This window comes from Amycolatopsis sp. WAC 01416 (assembly GCF_003947485.1).
Lineage (GTDB): Bacteria > Actinomycetota > Actinomycetes > Mycobacteriales > Pseudonocardiaceae > Amycolatopsis.
This window is the reverse complement of sequence record NZ_QHHX01000008.1, coordinates 367,396-384,314: the sequence shown is the minus strand read 5'-3', so window position 1 is coordinate 384,314 and position 16,919 is coordinate 367,396. Positions and strand designations below refer to the sequence as shown.

The 16,919-nt window shown below is 69.5% G+C and carries 11 protein-coding genes and 1 riboswitch; of the genes, 5 read left to right on the top strand and 6 right to left on the bottom strand.

All coding sequences use genetic code 11. From position 1 onward, the window contains the following. Positions 1-2: 2 nt before the first annotated feature. The gene (locus tag DL990_RS28075; RefSeq protein ID WP_125800425.1) at positions 3-3,107 is read left to right on the top strand and encodes an arabinosyltransferase domain-containing protein; all 3,105 of its coding nucleotides are present in this window, start codon (positions 3-5) and stop codon (positions 3,105-3,107) included. Between the two features lie 98 nt (positions 3,108-3,205). On the opposite strand, the gene helR is transcribed toward DL990_RS28075, so the two are convergent. The 4 genes from helR to DL990_RS28055 all read right to left on the bottom strand — a co-directional run bounded on the left by helR (position 3,206) and on the right by DL990_RS28055 (position 8,881). Beyond that, positions 3,206-5,380: an RNA polymerase recycling motor ATPase HelR gene (helR, locus tag DL990_RS28070; RefSeq protein WP_199746628.1), complete on the bottom strand. Its 2,175-nt coding sequence runs from the start codon at positions 5,378-5,380 to the stop codon at positions 3,206-3,208. A gap of 272 nt (positions 5,381-5,652) precedes the next feature. Next, positions 5,653-7,158, bottom strand: a complete 1,506-nt coding sequence (locus tag DL990_RS28065; RefSeq protein ID WP_125785720.1) for a precorrin-2 C(20)-methyltransferase — start codon at positions 7,156-7,158, stop codon at positions 5,653-5,655. Further along, positions 7,155-7,778, bottom strand: coding sequence for a precorrin-8X methylmutase (locus tag DL990_RS28060; protein WP_125800424.1), 624 nt, complete (start codon positions 7,776-7,778; stop codon positions 7,155-7,157). The genes DL990_RS28065 and DL990_RS28060 overlap by 4 nt, the downstream gene beginning before the upstream one ends. Further along, positions 7,775-8,881: a precorrin-3B synthase gene (locus DL990_RS28055; protein ID WP_125800423.1), complete on the bottom strand. Its 1,107-nt coding sequence runs from the start codon at positions 8,879-8,881 to the stop codon at positions 7,775-7,777. Before DL990_RS28055 ends, DL990_RS28060 begins: the two co-directional genes overlap by 4 nt. Before the next feature lie 98 nt (positions 8,882-8,979). Between DL990_RS28055 and DL990_RS28050 the strand changes: the two genes are divergently transcribed. Genes DL990_RS28050 through DL990_RS28040 form a run of 3 tightly spaced genes read left to right on the top strand, consistent with a single transcriptional unit; the run spans position 8,980 to position 10,982 of the window. Further along, on the top strand, positions 8,980-9,885 hold the full coding sequence (locus tag DL990_RS28050; RefSeq protein ID WP_125800422.1) for an ABC transporter ATP-binding protein: 906 nt from the start codon (positions 8,980-8,982) through the stop codon (positions 9,883-9,885). Beyond that, positions 9,882-10,733: an ABC transporter permease gene (locus tag DL990_RS28045; protein ID WP_125785716.1), complete on the top strand. Its 852-nt coding sequence runs from the start codon at positions 9,882-9,884 to the stop codon at positions 10,731-10,733. The genes DL990_RS28050 and DL990_RS28045 overlap by 4 nt, the downstream gene beginning before the upstream one ends. A 3-nt stretch (positions 10,734-10,736) precedes the next feature. Continuing rightward, positions 10,737-10,982, top strand: a complete 246-nt coding sequence (locus DL990_RS28040) for a helix-turn-helix transcriptional regulator (RefSeq protein ID WP_005162705.1) — start codon at positions 10,737-10,739, stop codon at positions 10,980-10,982. 111 nt (positions 10,983-11,093) lie between these two features. Here DL990_RS28040 and DL990_RS28035 read toward each other — a convergent pair whose 3' ends face one another. Then, positions 11,094-11,984 carry a helix-turn-helix transcriptional regulator gene (locus tag DL990_RS28035; protein WP_125800421.1) on the bottom strand — a complete coding sequence of 297 codons (891 nt, stop codon included), beginning with the start codon at positions 11,982-11,984 and terminating at the stop codon, positions 11,094-11,096. A 68-nt stretch (positions 11,985-12,052) separates the two neighbouring features. Continuing rightward, positions 12,053-12,856: an SDR family oxidoreductase gene (locus DL990_RS28030; protein ID WP_125800420.1), complete on the bottom strand. Its 804-nt coding sequence runs from the start codon at positions 12,854-12,856 to the stop codon at positions 12,053-12,055. A gap of 239 nt (positions 12,857-13,095) precedes the next feature. After that, positions 13,096-13,170, top strand: a riboswitch (cobalamin riboswitch). A gap of 53 nt (positions 13,171-13,223) precedes the next feature. On the opposite strand from DL990_RS28030, the gene cobN reads away from it, so the two are divergent. Next, a complete protein-coding gene (gene cobN, locus DL990_RS28025) occupies positions 13,224-16,820 on the top strand; it encodes a cobaltochelatase subunit CobN (protein ID WP_125800419.1) in 3,597 nt (1,198 codons plus the stop codon). Positions 16,821-16,919: the final 99 nt, after the last annotated feature.

Below are 16,919 nucleotides of genomic sequence, written 5' to 3'. Positions count from 1 at the left end.
CGATGCGTTTGATCGCTGTCACGCTGGGGTTGCTGTCCGCCTTGTGCGCATTGGCTTTCCCCTTCCTGCCGGTGGTGCAGGACACAGCGGAGGTCGTCTGGCCAACGGGCGGCGACACCCGTTCCGTCAACGCGCCCTTGACCGGGTACTGGGCGCAGGATCTGCGCGTCGATCTGCCGTGCACGACCGTCCGGTCGCTGGACGCGCGTTCGCAGGGACAGGCACTGCTGTTCTCCACCGTGCCCGACGGCCGCACCGACCCGCGCGCGGGCAAGGGCGTCGGCCTCCAGCTGCGTATCGACAACGGCGTGCTGCTCGCCTCCAGCCAGGGTCAGCAGATCGCGCAGCAGCCGCTGCCGGAGGCCAACTGCGACGTCAAGTTGTCGGCGGACGCGAACCAGATGACGCTGTCCGTCGCCAAGACCGTGGTGTTCCACGCGGAGGGTGACGTCCGGCCGCGGCTGGTCGGGATCTACTCGTCGATCAACGCGGGCAAGGACCCGATCGCCGGTCTGCACGTCTCGGTCGTCCCGGACACCCGCTACCAGACCTCGCCCACACTGCTGAAGTGGATCGTCGGCCTGATCGCGGCGCTGTCGTTCATCGGCTGCCTGATCGCGGTGTGGCGGATGGACTCCGGGTTCGCCCGCCGCGCGCCGCGCTGGGCACCGATCGGCTGGTGGCGGCTGACCGCCCGCGACGCGACGGTGATCGTCGCGCTCGGCGCGTGGGTCTTCATCGGCCCGGTGACCTCCGACGACGGCTACATCCTCACGATGTCGAGAGTGGCCGAAGAGACCGGCTACCTCACCAACTATCACCGCTGGTTCGGCGTCGCCGAGGCGCCGTTCGGCTGGTTCTACCACGTGTATCAGCTGATGGCGCACGTCAGCACGGTGCCGCCGTGGATCCGGCTCCCGTCGTTCCTGCTCGGCGTGCTGAGCTGGCTGCTGATCAGCCGCGAGGTCATGCCGCGCCTTGGCACCCAGGTCCGGACGAGCCGCGCTGCGGGCTGGGCCGCCGCCGCGGTCTTCCTGGTCTGGTGGATGCCGTACAACAACGGCGTCCGGCCGGAACCGGTCGCCGCGCTCGGCTCGCTGCTGGCGATCTGCGCCGTGGAGCGCGCGCTGGTGACACGCCGTCTGCTGCCGCTCGCCCTCGGGCTCACCGCGGCCGGGTTCACCCTGGCCGCGACGCCGACCGGGCTGATCGCGGTCGCGCCGTTCCTCGTCGCCGCCCGCCCGCTGTTCAAACTGGTCCGCCAGCGCGCCGAGAACGGCTGGCTGCCGGTGCTCGCGCCGGTGCTGGCCGCGGGGCTGCTGGTGCTGGTCGTGGTGTTCGCCGACCAGACCTTCGCCACCGTGCAGGAGGCGACCCGGATCCGCACCCAGGTCGGCCCGAACCTGTCGTGGTTCCAGGAACTCGCGCGGTACCAACTGCTCTTCGAAAGCCTGCCGGACGGTTCCGTGTCGCGCCGGTTCCCCGTATTGCTGGTGCTGCTGTGCGTCGGGACCTGTCTGGTGGTGCTGCTGCGCCGCGGCCGGATCCCCGGTGCCGCGCTCGGTCCCAGTCGCCGACTGATCGGCACGGTCGCGCTGTTCTTCCTGCTGCTGGCGCTGACCCCGACCAAGTGGACGCACCACTTCGGCGCGTTCGCCGCGGTCGGTGCGGCCATGGCGGCGTTGACCGCGCTGGCGACCAGCTCGACGGTGCTGCGGTCCAGGCGCAACCGGGCGGCGTTCCTCGCCGGGCTGCTGGTGGTCGGCGCGCTGGCCGCGACCGGGCCGAACTCGTTCTGGTTCGTCTCGAAACTCGGCGTGCAGTGGACCGCGGTCGCGCCCTCGATCGGCGGGATCCCGCTGTCGACGATCCTGCTCATCGCGGCCGGGATCTCCGGCGTGTACGCGTTCGTGGAGAACGTCCGCGCGCATCGGCCGGGGCTACAGGCCGTGCCACAGGAAGGGCGGAGCCGCTCGCTGCGGCTCGGGTCGCTTTCGCTGGTGGTCGTCTGCGGTCTGATGGCCACGGGCGAATTCGTCAGCATGGCGTGGGCGATCCACAACCAGGCCGGTTCCTACAGCCTCGGCGCCGCGAACTTCGGGCATCTGTCCGGCAAGAGCTGCAACCTCTCCGACCACGTGATGGTGGAACGGGACGCCGCCACCAGCATCCTGCGGGCCCAGCCCGAACAGCGGACGGTGCCGGTGAAGAAGGAGGAGCCGCCCGCCGGCCAGACCCCGCCGCCGTTGCCCGATCCGGAGCAGGACAACGGCCGCGTGCAGACCGGGTTCCACACCCGCGCGATCGACGACAAGGACCCGCTCGCCGAACCGCCGCACGGCTTCAAACCCGACGAAGTGCCGATGTGGAGCAGTTTCCTCGACCCCGAAACGCGGGCCGGGCGGTTGCGCAGCGACTGGTACGCCCTCTCGGAAAAGCCCGCCGACGGCCAGATCGTGGTCGCCACCGCGGGCGCGGCGCGGCGTCCGACGTCGGTCAGCCTCGACTACGGCGTGAACACCAGCGAAGGTGTGAAGGTCGTCCGCAGCCAGTTCGTGCTCCCGCCGGGCGCCGGGACCAACGGCTGGAACGACACCCGGATCAACCTGCGCGACCTCCCCGCCGAGACGACGTCCGTGCGGATCAACATCGTCGACAACGACCTCACCGAGGACGGCTGGATCGCCGCGTCGGCGCCCCGCGTGCCGACGTTCACCACGCTGACCGAGAAGATCGCGGGCAAACCGGTGTACGTCGACTGGCCCGCGTCGTTCGTGTACCCGTGCGTCCAGCCGGTGACCTCGCACGACGGCATCTCGAAGATGCCCGAATACCGGATCACCGCCGGCGCCGTCGCCGACGAGGCGAACTGGGCCTCCAGCACCAACGGCGGCCCGATCGGCTGGCTCGAAGAAGTCGCCGCCGAACCCGAGGTGCCCAGCTACCTGATCGGCCAGCCGAGCCAGTCTTGGGGACAGCTGCTGCAGGTCGAACCGTTCACCGAGGGGATCGCGCCGACGATCGTCCACGGCGAGAAGGTCGTCCCCGGCTGGTGGTCGCCGGGTCCCGGGCCGCGGCAGCCGAACGGCAAGGACCCGACACGCTAGGCGTCACTCGCGTGTTTGAATCCGTAACTCACGTGATTGGAGACGTAACTCGTGAGTTACGCCTCCAATCACGCGAGTGCGGTCTCTGATCACGCGAGTTACGAGTTCAGGCCCTTCAGCGCGGGCGGCAGCGGGCCCTCGTGCAGGACTCCGAGGCGCTGCGTAGCGCGCGTGAGGGCGACGTAGAGCTCAGCCGCACCGCGCGGGCCGTCGGCGAGGATCCGCGCCGGGTCCACGACGAGGACGGCGTCGAACTCGAGTCCCTTCGTCTCCGAGGCGGGCACGGTGCCCGGCACGCCCGGCGGCCCGATCACGACGCTGGTGCCTTCACGACCGGCTTCGTCCTTGACGAACTCCTCGATGGCGCCCGCCAGCGAGTCCTCGGTGACCTGCCGCGCCCACGGCCGGACCCCGTTGGACCGGACCGACTCCGGCGCCCGGACGTCCGGCGCGAACTCGGCGAGCACCGAGGCGGCGACGGCCATGATCTCCGCCGGGGTGCGGTAGTTCACCGTCAGCGACCGGTAGACCCAGCGGCCCGGCACGTACGGCTCCAGCATCGCGCCCCACGACCGCGCCCCTGCCTCGGACCGGCGCTGCGCCAGATCGCCGACGACGGTGAACGACCGGTTGGGGCAGCGCCGCATCAGCACCCGCCAGTCCATTTCGGACAGTTCCTGTGCCTCGTCGACGACGACGTGCCGGTACGTCCAGTCCCGGTCCGCGGAGGCGCGTTCGACGAGGCTACGCGTGTCGTGCTCGACGAACCGGTCGGCGAGTTCGTCGGCGAAGAGCAGGTTCTCCGCCGACAGCATGACGTCCTCGTCCATCTCCTCGCGGTCCAGCTTCATCGTGTCGAGCACACCTTCGGCGTACTCGGCCTCGGCCTTCTTCTCCCGCGCGAGCGCCTTTTCTGCCACCTGTTCCGCCCGCTTGTCGCGGCCGAGTAGGTCGACGAGTTCGTCGAGCAGCGGCATGTCCGACACCGTCCAGGCTTCCCCGTCCGCACGCAGCAGCGCCTGGTCGGCACCGGCCGCGCCAAGCCGTTCCGGGGACGACAGAAGCGAGCCCAGCAGGCTTTCGGGCGTCAGGATCGGCCAGAGTCCCTCGATGGCGGTGGTGAACGTCTCGCTCTCCGCCAGCTCTTTGAGCAGGTCCTTCCGCAGCCGCTCCCATTCGTCACGGTCGTCGCGGCTGAGCCAGCCGCGGCCGATCCGCGCGATCGCCCGCTCGGTCAGGACGTAGGTGACGATGTCGGTGAACGTCCCGCGCGCCTCGTTGTGCGGAAGGCCGCTCTTGCGTGCCTCGTCCCTCGCCCATTCCGCGGTCTCGGCGTCGATCCGGACGGTGACGTCGGCCAGGTCGATCAGCACCGGCTCCTCCGGCAGCCGCTGCCGGTCGGCGACCGCGGCCTTGAGGACGTCCAGCATCTTCAGCGAGCCCTTGAGCCGCGTCGCCTCCGGTCCGTCCTCCGCGGTGACGTGCTTGCCCGGCACGAAATCGCCGGTGGTCATGAACACCACGTCGGTCTCGCCCAGCGAAGGCAGCACCCGGCCGATGTGGTGCAGGAACGCCGGATTCGGCCCGACCACGAGCACGCCGTGGCGCTCCATCCGCTCGCGCTGCGTGTAGAGCAGGTACGCGACGCGGTGCAGCGCCACCACGGTCTTCCCGGTACCCGGCCCGCCCTCGATCACCAGGACCCCGGGATGTTCGTGCCGGATGATCTCGTCCTGTTCGGCCTGGATCGTCGCGACGATGTCGCGCATCCCCTCGCCCCGCGGCGCGTTGACCGCCGCGAGCAGCGCCGCGTCGCCTTCCGCGTCCCCGCCGGGACGGCCGAACACCTCGTCGGTGAACCCGAGCACCTCACGCCCGCGCGTGTGGAACTGACGGCGACGGCGCATCTTCTCCGGTGTCGCGGCGGTCGCGGTGTAGAACGGGCGCGCCGCCGGTGCCCGCCAGTCGAGCAGCACCGGTTCGTAGTCGTTTTCCTCGTCGAAGAGACCGATGCGGCCGATGTGGGAGGTCTCCCCCGCGGCGCTGTCCAGCCTGCCGAAGCAAAGGCCGTTGTCCACGACGTCCAGCCGGCGCGACTCCCTGGCCAGCGCGCGCACCTCGACGTCGCGTTCCATGGCCGTCCCGCCGGTTCCCCCGAGCGCCGCCTGGTACTCCCCCTTCACGCGCGCGCGTTCGGCGTCCAGGCGCGCGTAGAGCCCGGCGACGTATTCGCGTTCGGACCGCAGCTCTTGTTCATGACCCTGAGTTGACACAGACTCCCATTTCGCCAGGTTTCGGCTACGGCGAGTGAGTCTGGAGCATGACCGGGGTCTTGTGGCAAGTCCCCCTATGCGCTATATGTTTATTACGGAGGGAGTTACTCCCCGCATCGCGGCGCGCGCGAACGCCTCCCGTTCAGACCTTTCAGGCTCCCTCGGCTAGCGTCGAGCTCCTATGTCGTGAAGGGCCCCTTTGAGACCTTCATCGCCTCAAAGGGTCCCTTCACGACATCTGCTCCCAAGGCACGCAACGCCGGCCTGGGCCGTTACTCGTAGGTGCGCGGCGTCCAGACGATGCCGTTCTCGGCGCGGGTCTTCGACGAACCCACGATCAGCAGGCAGCGCATGTCCACTTCCGACGGCTCCAAGGTGCCGAGGGTGACCACGCGGATGTCCTCCTCGGGCCCGCCGACGTCACGGGCGACGACGACCGGGGTCTCCGGCGCACGGTGCCGGAGCAGGACTTCGCGGGCCTGCGCGAGCTGGGTGGTCCTCGTGCGCGACGCCGGGTTGTACAACGCGAGCACCAGATCCGCCGCGCCCGCCGCGTCGAGCCGTCGTTCGACGATCTCCCACGGCTTGAGCCGGTCGGACAGCGAAAGCACGCAGTAGTCGTGGCCAAGCGGCGCACCGACCCGGGACGCGGCCGCCTGCGCGGCGGTCACCCCCGGCACGATCCGCACCCGCGAACCCTTGCCGTGCCCGGCGGCGACCTGCTCCAGCACCGCCGACGCCATCGCGAACACGCCGGGATCACCCGACGAGACGACGGCGACCTTGGCGCCGTTCGCGGCCAGCTCCAGCGCTTCGACGGCGCGTTCGGCCTCGACGCGGTTGCCCGACGCGTGCCGCTGCTGGCCCGCGCGCTGCGGCACCCGCGCGACGTACGGGCCGTAGCCGACGATGTGCTCCGCCGCGGCCAGTTCCTCGGTCGCTTCGGGGGTCAGCCAGCCGGGGCCCGCCGGGCCGAGGCCGACGACCACGACTTCACCTCCGGTGTGCGTTTCCCGCTCCCGGGGCGTTTCCGGTTCGTCGGCGAGCCGGGAGGCGTAGGCGGGGCTGGGCAGCAACGCCAGCGAGAAGTACGGCACCGACTCCGGGTCGACGTCGGCGAACGGCTCGACGCGCTGCGCCTGCCAGGTCGCCCGTTCGATGTAGAAGGCGTCGTCCAGTTTCCCGGCTTCGGCCAGCGCCTCGCGGACGTTGCCGAATGTGCGGCCGAGCTTCAGCACCGCCGCCGCCTGTGTGTCGGCCAGCCGCCGCGCGAGTTCCGGCGCGGGCAGGGTGCCGGGCAGGATGGTGAGGACCTCGTCGCGCTGCACCAACGGACGGCCGAGCACCGAGGACGCCGCGCTGACCGACGTCACGCCGGGCACCACGGTCGCCTCGTAGCGGTCGGCGAGCCGCTCGTGCATGTACATGTAGGAGCCGTAGAAGAACGGGTCGCCTTCGCAGAGCACGACGACGTCGCGTCCGGCGTCGAGGTGTTCGGCGAGCCGTTTCGCGCTCAGCTCGTAGAAGTCGGCGATGGCGCCTTCGTAGCCGCCGGGGTGGTCGGTGGTCTCGGTGGTGACCGGATAGACCAGCTTCTCCTCGACCTGGCCGTCCCGCAGATACGGCTCGGCGACCGAACGCGCGATGCTCCGGCCGTGCCGCGCGCTGTGATAGGCGATGACGTCGGCCTCGCCGATCAGCCGCGCGGCCTTGACCGTCATCAGTTCCGGGTCACCGGGACCGAGCCCGACACCCCACAGTTTCCCGAGCCCGCTCATTCGACCTCACTCGCCATCGCGTTGATCGCGGCCACGGCCATCGCGCTGCCGCCGCGACGTCCGTGCACCACCAGATACGGCGCGGGTGCCCGCTTCGCGAGCTCCACTTTGGACTCGGCGGCCCCGATGAAGCCCACCGGGACCCCGATGATCACCGCCGGGGCACCGACCCCCTCGTCGAGCAGTTCCAGCAGCCGGAACAACGCGGTGGGCGCGTTGCCGATCGCCACCACGGAACCGGGCAGCTTGTCCCGCCACAGCTCCAGCGCGGCCGCGGACCGCGTGGTGCCCATCCGCTCCGCCAGCCCCGGCACCTTCGGGTCGGACAGTGTGCACAGCACCTCGTTGGCGGCAGGCAAACGTTTGCGGGTCACCCCGGAGGCGATCATGTTCGCGTCGCACAGGATCGGCGCGCCCGCTTCGAGCGCGGCGCGGCCGGATTCCACCACGTCCAGGCTGTAGCGGAGGTCGTCGACCAGGTCGACCATCCCGCAGGCGTGGATCATCCGCACGGCCAGCGCCGCGAGGCCGTCGGGCAGGATCGCGAGATCCGCCTCCTCACGGATGGTGGCGAACGAATGCCGGTAGATCTCGGCCCCGTCCCGGATGTAGTCGATCACTGCTGTCCCTTCAATTCGGCACTGTCCTTCTCCGCCAACGTCGCCAAGGTCTCTGTGAGCTCGCCGACCGGGACGTACGCCCCGTCGACCAGATAACCGTCCTCCGTTGCGAGCACGTCGACGTGCTCGCGCGCGGGCTTCCCGCATCGCCGTTCACAGCCGGCGAAATGAACCCTCGGCGTCCTGCCGACCCTCGCCGCGTCGGCCCGGACGTCGGCGAGCGACTTCGCGCAACCCGGTCGTCCGATGCAGGCACTGACCCCGAGCGACGGCGCGCCCGGATCGGTGACCAGCCCTGTGCCCGCTTCGAGAGCGCCGCGGACCAGGATCGACCGCCACGGGGTGACCACGGCGTCCCCGGCCTTCGCGATCGCCCGAGCCTGAGCCGAGGTCAGCCTGCCGAAGACGGGGGCGACCACGATCGCTTCGCCGATCGGTCCGATGGGAAGGCCGGGATTCACCGCGAACTTCCGCGGCTCCCCGGTTTCGCCTGGTACGCCCTTGAGCAGCGGTCCCGTGTCGGGCAGTTCGCTGACCCGCCAAGCGGTTCCTCTCGTCCGGAGGAACGCGCCGGCGACCGAAAGCAGCGCTGCGACGGCGTGCTCGGCGGGGACGCGCAGGCCGGTGTCTTCGCCGGCGAGCAGCAACGCGCCGTCGCGCCAGCAGACGTCGGCGCCTTCTCCGGCGACGTCACCTTGGCCTCCGTCGAGGGCGAAAAGGAAGCGGCCAGGGAGTTCGGCCAGCTCGGGGACGGCGCACAGGGCCTTGTCGAGTGCGGCGGCGAGTCCCTGGGCGACGCCGCTCACCGGCGAGGCGAGGATGTTGCGGACACGTTCGTGCGACGGCGACGGCAGGAGCCCTGCCGCGGAAAGTCTGCCGGCGAGACCGGGCCGGGTGACGCCGCGCAGCTGGACGTTGCCGCGGGAGGTCAGGTGCAGGGCGCCGTCGCCGAGGTCGTCGGCGGCGTCCGCGAGCGCCCCGAGCCGGGCCCGCGTGATCGCGCCTCCGGGCAGCCGGACGCGGGCGAGCGGACCGTCCGCGGCGTCGTGCGTGGCGAAAACACCAGGGCACGCGTCGGCTCGGACACGTGCGCTCGTGGACATGCGCTCACTGTAGATGGCCGTTCTGGACGAGAGTATGTCTCAGATCATATGTAGTAGGTGTGCTACATTCGATCGCAGCACTGAGATGGGGGTGACCAATGAGAGATCCACAGGACGTGATGATCTCCGTCAAAGATCTCCGGATGCGCTACGGGACGAACGATGTCCTCCACGGCGTGGACTTCACCGCGCACCGTGGCGAGGTGATCTGCCTGCTCGGTCCGAACGGGGCGGGCAAGACCACGACGATCGAGATCCTCGAAGGCTTCCGGATGCGCTCGGAAGGCGAGGTCAGCGTGCTGGGCAGCGACCCGGCACACGCGGACGAGAACTGGAGGGCGCGGCTGGGGGTCGTCCTCCAGGCCTGGCGCGACCACGCGAAGTGGCGGGTGCGGGAACTGCTGGAGCACCTCGGCGGCTACTACGCGCCGTATTCCACCGACCGCATCAAGCGGCCGTGGGATCCGGACGAACTGGTCGCCGCGGTCGGCCTGACCGAACACGCGGACAAGAGGGTCCGGATGCTCTCGGGCGGGCAGCGGCGCCGCCTCGACGTCGCGATCGGCATCGTCGGCCGCCCGGAACTGCTGTTCCTCGACGAGCCGACCGCCGGACTGGACCCGGAGGCCCGGCGCGAGTTCCACGAACTCGTCCACCGGCTGACCGATGACGACGACACGACGATCCTGCTGACCACCCACGACCTCGACGAGGCCGAGAAACTGGCCGACCGGATCCTGATCCTGAACCACGGCCGGATCGTCGCCGACGGTTCGGCAGACGCGCTGAGCAGGCAGATCGCCGGCGAGGCCGAGGTGCGCTGGACGCTGGACGGCCAGCGGTTCGTGCACTCCACCACCGAATCGACGAAGTACGTGCACGAACTGTTCAAGCAACACGGGGACGCAATCGGCGATCTGGAAGTCCGGCGGGCCTCACTCGAAGACACGTACATGACCCTGGTCCGCAAGGCCGAATCCCTCGAGGCGGTGGGCGCGCGATGAACACGATTCAGCACAGTGTCCGGCTGGGCGTCCGGCGCGGTCTGCTCGAAGGCCGCCAGATGATGACCAACAGGGAAGACCTCTTCAACACCTTCCTCTTCCCGGTGATCTTCGTGGTCGTCATGTTCTTCATGCGCGACTCGAAGCTCCCGGGAACGGAGTTCTCGCTCGGTGCCGCCACCGTGCCGAGCGTGCTGGGCGCGTCGATCGTGTTCACCGGCATGCTCGGAATGGCGGGTGTCCTCGCCGTCGAACGCGAAGACGGCACGCTCCTGCGCGCCAAGGCCACCCCGAACGGCATGATCGGCTACCTCGTCGGCAAAGTCGTCACCGTGTCGTTGAGCACCGTCATCGGGATGCTGCTGGTGCTGATCCCCAGCCTGTTCCTGTTCGACGGCATCGCGCCCGGCGGGCTGACGTCGTGGCTGGGCCTGCTGTGGGTACTGGCGCTCGGCCTGCTCGCCACCATGCCGATCGGCGCGATCTTCGGCTCGCTGACCTCGAACGCGCGCAGCATCGGCCTGATCATGCTGCCCACACTGGGAATCGGCGCGATCTCGGGGATCTTCTACCCGATCACCGCGCTGCCGGAATGGCTGCAGGGCCTGGGGCAGGTGTTCCCGATGTACTGGCTCGGCCTCGGCATGCGGTCGGCGCTGCTGCCGGACTCGACGGTGATCATCGAGATCGGGCAGTCCTGGCGGCCATGGGAGACCCTCGGCGTACTGGCCGTCTGGGCCGTGATCGGATTGACACTGGCCCCGGTCGTCCTGCGGCGCATGGCGCGGCGCGAGTCCGGGTCCTCGGTGGCGGCACGACGGGAAAAGGCGATGCAGCGAATTGGTTAGTTCATGAGCGAGGTTGTTTACAACCGGATCGCGATGCTGCGCGCGGAACGAGGCATCTCCCGCCGCGAGCTCGCCGACGCGCTGGGCGTGCACTACCAGACCATCGGCTACCTCGAACGCGGCGAGTACAGCCCGAGCCTCTACCTCGCGTTGCGGATCGCGGAGTTCTTCGAGGTCGCGGTGGAGATCATCTTCTCCACCGCGCCTTTCCCGCGGATCGGTGACTCTTCGTCGGAGCGGTCGGCGTGACTTCCGGGAACCACAATTCGTCGACTGATTGAGTGGTAAGGCGAACGTGACCGTGTTGCGAGTGAACCGCCACGACCCGACACCTTTGCCTTAACCTAAAAGGGTCGAATATCAGGTCAGTGCTTGAATCTCGGTCGCCGGCTTCTCCTGGCCGGCCGCCCACGACGCCAAGAGGGCCAGACCGTCCGCGGTCGCCGTGCCGGCGGGCGCGGTGTAGACGGTCAGGAGCAGGCCGGGTTCCGCGGCCAACTCCATCGACTCGACGTCCAAGTCGAGCCGGCCCACGACCGGATGGTGCATCCGTTTGCGTCCGGACCGGTGGAGCAGAACATCCTGAGATGCCCACCGCCGCCGAAACAGTTCACTGCTTGTCGCCAATTCGCCGACCAGGGTGATCAGCTCCTCGTCGTGCGGATTGCGGCCGGCTTCCATGCGTAGCTTCGCGGCCACATCACAGACGATCCGGTCGTAGTCGACGAAGAACGTTTTCGCCGCCTCGGGATCCAGATACACGAACCGCGCGGTGTTCGCCGGCCGTCGCGGGTCGGCCAGCACCGGTGCATACAGCGCGCGGGCGAGGTGGTTCATGGCCAGCACGTCATAACGGCCGTTGCAGATCCACGCCGGCGCATCGGTGATGGCGTCGAGCACCTGATGAAGCGCCGGACGCACCGTCACGGTGGATCGCGGACGGCGTGGACCGCCGGGCGCCCTGGACTGCCGCGCGAGGTGGAACAGGTGATCGCGCTCCGCCTCGTCAAGGTGCAAGGCAGAGGCCAACGCGTCGAGCACCCCGTCGGAGGCGCCGGCGAGGCCGCCGCGCTCCATACGCACGTAGTAGTCGACAGATACCCCAGCCAGTAGTGCTACTTCTTCGCGACGCAGACCTTTGACCCGGCGGTTGCCGCCGTAAGCGGACAGTCCGGCCCGCTCAGGTGTGATCCGCGCGCGACGCGAGCTCAGGAACTCCTTGATCTCAGTGCGCAGATCGATCGTGGCCACCCCTTCACCGTAGGCCCTGTCCGCATGCGAAGGGAGGTACTGCTGGTGCCCCCGTCGAGATCCGACGCCTAGGTACCCGATGCGGTCGTGGCCGTGCCGCCGTCGACCGGGACGATGGCGCCCGTCAGGTAAGACCCGGCCCGGCTGGCGAGGAACACGGCGACACCTGCCATGTCGTCGTCGCGGCCTAGCCGGCGCAGAGGGGCCTTCGCCGCGATCGTGTCGCCGATGGCGTCGATCGTGGCCGCCATCATCCGCGACGGGAACACTCCTGGGGCTACCGCGTTCACCGTGATGTGCTGTGGGCCCAGTTCCCTGGCAAGCACCCTGGTGAGTTGATGGAGTGCCGCTTTGCTGCCGGCGTACGAGTAGTTGGGCGCCTCGGCGACGTGGATGGCGGCGATACTGCCGATGTTGATGATCCGCGCGGGATCATCGGCCGTGCCCGCCCCGCGCAGTGCGGGCAGCAGCGCCTGCACCAGCCAGAACGGCGACTTGAGGTTGAGGTCGATCACCGTGTCCCAGGCCTCGGCCGGGAACGTCTCCAGCGGCTCGCGCCACATCGCTCCCGCGTTGTTGACGAGAATGTCCAGGCGTTCCGAGCCGGCCTTGACCAGATCGGCGAGGCGCTGACACTCGTCGTACCTGGACAGGTCGGCGGGGATCGCTCGAACGTCGCCGAATTCGGACAGTAGACGCTGTGCCTCCGCGCACGCGTCCGCCTTACGTGAGCTGACGACGACGCGGGCACCTGCCTGCAGAAGGCCGCGCGCGATCATCATCCCAATGCCCCTGGTTCCGCCAGTGACAAGTGCGAGCTTCCCACTCAGATCGAAAAGGTCTGCGTGAGTGGTGAACTGGTTGTCCGCCATCGGTCTTCGTTCCTTCTGTCGTGGAAGCATGTGCCTCCCGTGGCTGCGGGCCGGCTCGAACAGGCTGACAGTCGTCCTGGACGTCCGGGAGTTCCTGGCGATCCGGGCACCGCGAGGGCCCCCAACACCGCAAGTAGTCGACCAAACGCGGGACGCGGCCACCCCTGATGGGCACATCACCTTGACGCCGAGCCGAGCCGCACCGGAGAGTGAGCTCCGAACCCACGCGTCGGCAGGTGGAGGAACCCGGTGAGAGTCCGGGGCGGTCCCGCCACTGTCACCCCTCCCGAGCAAGGAGGGGAAGCCAGGAACTCCGGCCGGCGCGACCGCACGACCCGGGGCGCGGACACCCCGAGTGAGGACTGCTGTGATCCTGCTTCTGTCCACTTCGGACACCGACCTGCTCAGCGCCCGTTCCAGCGAGGCCGAGTACCGGCTGGCGAACCCCGCCCGGCTCGACCTGGCGGAGCTGCCGGCCCTGCTCGAAGGCGCCCCGATCGTCGTCGTCCGGATCCTCGGCTCCGAACGCAGCTGGCAAGAGGGACTCGACACGGTCCGCGCGAGCGGCGCGCACGTGGTGGTCCTCGGTGGTGAGCAGACGCCGGACGCGCAGCTCATGAAGCTGTCCACGGTCCCGGCGGGCACGGCGGCGGAGGCACACGCGTACCTCGCGCAGGGCGGGCCGGAGAACCTCACCCAGCTGCACCGCTTCCTGAGCGACACGCTCCTTCTGACGGGTGACGGCTTCGAGCCGCCCGCGGTGCAGCCGCTCTGGGGTGTCCTCGATCGCACGCCCAAGACCACCGAGGGTCCGGTCATCGCGATCCTCTACTACCGGGCGCATCACCTGTCCGGCAACACCGAGTTCGTCCACGCCCTTTCCGACGCCGTCGAGGACGCCGGGGGCCGCGCGCTCCCGATCCACTGCGCGTCCCTGCGCACCCGCGAGCCGGAGATGATGGCCGAGCTGGCCAAGGCCGACGCGCTCCTGGTCACCGTGCTGGCCGCCGGCGGCACCAAGCCGTCCGAGGTCGGTGCGGGCGGGGACGACGAGGCGTGGGACGTCGCCGAGATGGCCGCGCTGGACATCCCGATCCTCCAGGCCCTCTGCCTCACCAGCGACCGCGAGACGTGGTCCGCGAACGACGACGGCCTCTCCCCGCTCGACGCCGGCAACCAGATGGCCGTCCCCGAGTTCGACGGCCGCCTCATCACCGTCCCGTTCTCGTTCAAGGAGATCGACGACGACGGCCTGCCCAAGTACGTGCCGGACGCCGAACGCGCGTCCCGCGTCGCGAAGATCGCGCTGGCCCACGCCCGTTTGCGGCACACGCCGCCCCCGGAGCGCAAGATCGCGCTGATGCTGTCCGCGTATCCGACGAAGCACTCCCGCGTCGGCAACGCCGTCGGTCTCGACACGCCCGCGTCCGCGATCGAACTGCTGCGCCGCATGCGCGAACGCGGCTACGACCTGGGCGAGGACCCGTTCCCCGGCGTCGAGCCCACCGGTACCGACCAGCCCGACGGTGACGCGCTCATCCACGCCCTCATCGCCGCGGGCGGCCAGGATCCGGAGTGGCTCACCGAGGAACAGCTGTCCGGCAACCCGATCCGCGTCCCGGCCGACAAGTACCGCCAGTGGTTCGCCGAGCTGCCCGCGGAACTGCGCGAGGGCATGGAGGAGCACTGGGGCCCCGCGCCCGGCGAGCTCTACGTCGACCGTTCCGTCAACAAGGCGGGCGACATCGTGCTGGCGTCCCTGCAGTCCGGCAACGTCATCCTGATGATCCAGCCGCCGCGCGGGTTCGGCGAGAACCCGGTGGCGATCTACCACAACCCGGACCTCCCGCCGAGCCACCACTACCTGGCCGCGTACCGCTGGCTGGAAGAGGAGTTCGGCGCGCACGCCGTCGTCCACCTCGGCAAACACGGTTCGCTGGAATGGCTTCCCGGCAAGACCGCGGGGCTGTCGGACTCCTGCGCGCCGGACGCCGTCCTCGGCAACCTGCCGCTGATCTACCCGTTCCTGATCAACGACCCCGGCGAGGGCGCGCAGGCGAAACGGCGTGCGCACGCCACGATCGTCGACCATCTGATCCCGCCGATGGCGCGCGCCGAAAGCTACGGCGACATGGCCCGCCTGGAGCAGCTTCTCGACGAGCACGCCAACATCGCCGCGATGGACCCGGCGAAGCTGCCCGCGGTCCGCGCGCAGATCTGGACGCTGATCCAGGCCGCGAAACTGGATCACGACCTCGGTGTCGAGGAACGTCCGCACGACGCCGAGTTCGACGACTTCCTGCTGCACATCGACGGCTGGCTGTGCGAGGTCAAGGACGCGCAGATCCGCGACGGCCTGCACATCCTCGGCGCCGCACCGGAAGGCGAGGCGCGGATCAACCTCGTGCTCGCGATGCTGCGTGCCCAGCAGATGTGGGGCGGCAAACAGGGCGCGGTTCCCGGTCTGCGTTCCGCGCTGGGGCTCAAGGAGAACAGCGACGCTCCACTGTCCGAAGTGGACGCCATCGAGCAGAAAGCCCGGTCGCTCGTCGTGGCGATGGAGGCCAAGGACTGGTCCCCCGCCGCGGTCGCGGAGGTCGTCGCCGACGTGCCGGAACACCAGGAGGTCGCCCGCGTGCTGGCCTTCGCCGCCACCGAGATCGTGCCGCGGCTCGCGGGCACCGGCGCCGAGATCGACGCCGTGCTCCACGCGCTCGACGGCGGCTACATCCCCGCCGGGCCCAGCGGTTCTCCCCTGCGCGGCCTGATCAACGTGCTGCCGACCGGCCGCAACTTCTACACCGTCGACCCGAAGGCCATCCCGAGCCGTCTCGCCTGGGAGACCGGGCAGGCGCTCGCGGACTCGCTTCTCCGCCGTTACAAGGACGACACGGGCGACTGGCCGCGTTCGGTCGGCCTTTCGGTGTGGGGCACGTCGGCCATGCGCACGTCGGGCGACGACGCGGCGGAAGTCCTTGCCCTGCTGGGTGTCCAGCCGGTCTGGGACGAGGCCTCGCGACGGGTCACCGGGATCGAGGCCATCCCGCTCGCCGAACTCGGCCGCCCGCGGATCGACGTCACCGTGCGGATCAGCGGTTTCTTCCGCGACGCCTTCCCGCATGTGATCACCCTGCTGGACGACGCCGTCCGCCTGGTGGCGAATCTCGACGAATCGGACGAGCAGAACTTCGTCCGCGCCCACACCCGCGCGGATCTGGCCGCGCACGGTGACGAACGCCGTGCCACCACGAGGATCTTCGGCTCCAAGCCCGGCGCGTACGGCGCGGGCCTGCTGCCGCTGATGGATTCCGGGAACTGGCGCGACGACAAGGATCTCGCCGAGGTCTACGCGGTCTGGGGCGGCTTCGCCTACGGCCGCGACCTCGACGGCAGGCCGGCGCGCGAGGACATGGAGAACTCGTACAAGCGGATCGTGGTCGCGGCCAAGAACACAGACACCCGTGAGCACGACATCGCCGACTCCGACGACTACTTCCAGTACCACGGCGGGATGATCGCGACGGTCCGCGCGCTCACCGGCACCGCGCCCGCGTCCTACGTCGGCGACAGCACCACCCCGGACGCGGTCCGCACGCGCACCCTCGGCGAGGAGACCGCCCGCGTCTTCCGTGCCCGCGTGGTCAACCCGCGCTGGCTGGCGGCGATGCGCAAGCACGGCTACAAGGGCGCTTTCGAGCTGGCGGCGACCGTCGACTACCTCTTCGGTTTCGACGCCACGGCCGGGGTGGTCGGCGACTGGATGTACGAGAAGCTCACCGAGTCCTACGTGCTCGACGAGGTCAACCAGGAGTTCCTCCGCCAGGCCAACCCGTGGGCGTTGCGCGGCATCATCGAACGGCTGAACGAGGCGGCCGACCGTGGGCTCTGGGCGGAGCCGGACGCCGATCTTTTGGCTCAGCTGCGCGAGGTCTATCTCTCACTGGAGGGCGACCTCGAATCCTGACGTCACCCGCTGGAGCAGCGCCATGGCACTCCCGGCGGTACCACTGTCATATGCGCAGAACTTAGCGTGACAAGGGCGGTGGGACGTCAATGATCGGGA